Genomic DNA, 2,060 nt, shown 5'->3' on the forward strand with positions numbered 1-2,060 from the left:
GACAAAGAAAAACCGGAGCTTATTCCCGTCGGCCAGCTCGATGCAAAAGACGAATTCAGCAAAATGAAAAACGTCACCACCGGCGATATTCTTTCCGCCCACCGCATTCCACTGGATTTAATGAGCATCGTTCGCGAAGGCTTCAACCCGGTCGGTGACCTCAACAAAGTTGATAAACTGTTCCATAAAAACGAGATCAAACCGATCGGTGAAATCTTATTAGAGCTGAATGATTTTGCGGGTTTTGAAGTACTTAAAATGAAGGAGTATGAGGTATTGGAAACGAGCTTTTAAAAAGGAGGGGCTTTGGAAGCGAATATTTAAAAAATAAAATAGTTGACTAAATGTGCAACGAAGCAAAACATAGCCAACTATTACTATCCCAATTTTAATGCCTTATATATTATTTATCTTGACAACTGAATTCTAAAATTGGGTTTGCTTTTCAGTACTATTAAGCTCACAGCAAACAGTATCAGAATTATAATACCTGACTATGGCGTAATTGTTCTTGTTGCCACTAATGCGGACTCACTTACACGTGTAAGTGAGTCAGTAATCCAAGCACCATTAGCGCAAACTAGTTGAAATGATGGACTACTTTGGAAGCCAGCACCATTACATTTTGTACCAGCCATATTCCAATACTGTCCCTTGGAGCTAAACACTTTACCACCAAGATTAAACTTTTCAGTGTTGGTATCGAAATTAAAAACAAATGCAGTTCTATTTAAACCGTCTAAAACGAAGTCCCATGTCCCAATTGATAGGCCATTATGTAAAACATCGATATAGAACGTATCCAGATGAGCCGCCCCGATTGCACCAGTGCCAATCAGGGAGTCATCATAACTGAAATACCCTTTCATAGAGTACCCTGAAGCTCCCTTCCAAGATATGTCAAATTCTACAGCTTGAACCATGTTCGAACTAAACATTAATATTGAGGCATATAAACATAAGACTATCTTTTTTGTTATGTAATTACTGCTACTCATGACGCATTACTCCTTTAGTGTCATTGTCATTTAATTGTATTTTGCAATTGGCTAACTATGTAAGCGCACAAATATCTCACTTGCGCCAAGCTACACACAACACTGAAATACAAAAGATTATTATATTGCATTTGCTTTATTTAAAACCGAGAGAAGACTACCTGATTTATACTTTATGTCAACAATGTAAATTAAAGATCAAACACAAACCACATTAGATACCAAAACTCACATAAAGACACTCGCTTATCACGCACACTTTTCATCAAAAATGCGAGCCTAAACAGTTCCCATATATCCCCCTAAAATAAGATAGATATTTTCCTAATTAAAACCTTCCCTGCTTTGAATATTTACTTACGGTCTCTGATAAAATGGGCTACTCAGCCATTTTTTCCTACCACCTCAACCAGTGCGTTATGCCTTGCCCGACATTCTCCATATAACAAGATCATATTTTTCTTCCATAACAGGTGCCCGCTATTGGTTTTTGCCGTGGGCGTTGGCAGTTCAGTGCATGGCTGAATTAATGCCTGCTCAATGGTCGTTTTCGGCAGTGTTTGTGTTGGTAATGGATACGAGGTCTTGAAGGATGAACAGCTCATTATCATCAAGCTGGCAGTGAGTATCATCAGGGTCTTGAGCTTGCACATATTCAATAATCCTTTTCTCAATGGTTTGTATTTTGGGTTTCTTGGCCAGTTCGTTTTTCCAGTAGGTTTCAGCGATTTGTTGATTACGTTGGTTTTTGTCTTTGATGGCTTTTACCGCATCAGCCACCGCCTGGTCCTTCTCTTTTAAGAATTGGTGCTCAGCCGCGCTATAACCGTTTTCATAGCCCAGCTGTTTTGCATAGAAGTAACCTGCCGTTAATGTTAATAGAACAACGACAACGGCCAGCGCTATTAGTAACGGCTTTTTGGCTTTGCCGGTGAATAAATTAAGAAGCATTGCGATTGGCATATTGGCCTCCTGTTTCCATATAGAATTTAGCGAAGCCGACAAAGGTAGCGGTAATAACACCGTACTGCACCAGCGCCCATTCAGACTGCAGTGCCATCG

Annotated in this window: 2 protein-coding genes and 1 pseudogene; 1 reads left to right on the plus strand and 2 read right to left on the minus strand. The window is 39.8% G+C overall.

What is annotated here, in order from left to right:
• Positions 1 to 294 (plus strand): annotated as a pseudogene (locus G337_RS28975) (hypothetical protein); the annotation flags it as partial.
• Between the two features lie 200 nt (positions 295 to 494).
• On the opposite strand, the gene G337_RS27930 reads toward G337_RS28975, so the two are convergent.
• A complete protein-coding gene (locus tag G337_RS27930; protein ID WP_051303421.1) occupies positions 495 to 998 on the minus strand; it encodes a hypothetical protein in 504 nt (167 codons plus the stop codon).
• A gap of 537 nt (positions 999 to 1,535) precedes the next feature.
• On the minus strand, positions 1,536 to 1,961 hold the full coding sequence (locus tag G337_RS0119175; RefSeq protein ID WP_028865291.1) for a hypothetical protein: 426 nt from the start codon (positions 1,959 to 1,961) through the stop codon (positions 1,536 to 1,538).
• Positions 1,962 to 2,060 lie beyond the last annotated feature (99 nt).

The organism is Psychromonas aquimarina ATCC BAA-1526 (assembly GCF_000428725.1).
Taxonomy (GTDB): domain Bacteria; phylum Pseudomonadota; class Gammaproteobacteria; order Enterobacterales; family Psychromonadaceae; genus Psychromonas; species Psychromonas aquimarina.